The sequence below is a fragment of the Hydrogenimonas sp. genome, from assembly GCF_029932565.1.
Classification (GTDB): Bacteria; Campylobacterota; Campylobacteria; order Campylobacterales; family Hydrogenimonadaceae; genus Hydrogenimonas.
In genome coordinates this window covers 4,757-6,119 of sequence record NZ_JAOZPV010000088.1, presented here as the reverse complement: position 1 = coordinate 6,119, position 1,363 = coordinate 4,757, and the positions used below count along the sequence as shown (strand labels likewise).

Here is a 1,363-nt window from a genome sequence, read left to right as displayed (position 1 = left end):
GATGTCGACATCGAAGCGCAGGATGTTCGTTTCTACGTACGCTATCAGTACTGATTTTTACGAAAGGGCAGGCTTCTCTGCCCTTTCCATTCTTCACTTCTACTCCTGTTTGTCATCAGTTTGAGTTATTATCTTCCAGAAACCGCTTATCAATTCCATAAGCCCCAAGAATATTATAAAAAATTATAATAAAAAGAGATTGTTTTAAGATTCATTTAAAGGGATTGGGTTTACAATAGTGATACTTACAAATAAAAATTTGTAATACATGCCAAAGGAGTAAGAATGAAGAAACTGATTGCGGTTTCAGCAGCGGCAGCGATCGCTGCGACGATGGGTATGGCGGCAGACGAAGATTTGCGGGCTGAACTCGAAGCGTTGAAAAAAGAGGTACAAGCTCTTAAAGAACAGACAAAAGGGCTGAAAGCCAAAAAGCTAAAAAAGCAGATCAGTGAATTGAAATCAGCGGCATTGAACGATAATATCAAATGGAGTGTTGATTTTCGGTCCGCTTACGATGCGATAAGTTACAAACATATGAGCGGGGAAAAGGTTGAGAAGAATGATCTGTTCAGCAACAGGATGTGGCTGGGTATGAAGTATGCTCCAATGTCCAATTTGAGTTTTATTGGTCAGCTTTCCTATTATAAACTGTTCGGACAGTCTCAGACGGCTACACCGCATCCTACTCCAACAAGTCCCAATCAGGGATATAACTATTTCGACTGGGTTGTCAATGAAAATGCAACGGATGGAACTGTCAAAGTCCGTCAGGCATATTTCATCTATTTCGGCGACAAATTTCTGGGAGCTGATGTGCCCTGGACGGCGAGCGTAGGACGGCGCCCTTCCACAGATGGGCTGCTTGCCAATCTACGGGAAGACAATCCGGCGCAATCTCCTCTCGGTCATATTATCAATGTGGAGTTCGATGGGGCCAGTTTCAAATTCGACCTCTCCAATGTCACCGATGTAAGCGGCATGTATTTCAAGCTCTGTCTGGGGCGTGGTTTTACGAATGCCAATCCCAGATTTTATGGGGGTGGTAACGCCTATGTCTCGAATGATGATTACACAGCCGACAACGATCTGGCAGGATTTATCTTTGTCCCATACGATGACGGTCAGTATTCTGTCCATACCACCTATTTCTATTCATGGAATCTGCTCGGGTTTGACAATCAACAAGTTGCTAATATAATGGGAGTGCCTGGAGTTCCTCCTGCTCCTGACTTTAACTTAAGAAACCTAGGAGGTATGCATGGCTTTGCTGTCAGTGCTATTGCAGATGGTGTGGGTGACGGGATTAACGATTTCCTGGACGATACGATTCTCTTCGCCAGCTGGGCGGGCAACTATACCA

Annotated in this window: 1 protein-coding gene; it reads left to right on the top strand. The window is 44.3% G+C overall.

Going from position 1 to position 1,363, the window contains the following annotated elements; translation table 11 throughout:
* Nucleotides 1-285 precede the first annotated feature (285 nt).
* Nucleotides 286-1,363, top strand: a 1,078-nt coding sequence (locus Q1K24_RS08765) for a DUF3373 family protein (protein WP_300369002.1), incomplete at its 3' end; no start/stop codon positions are given.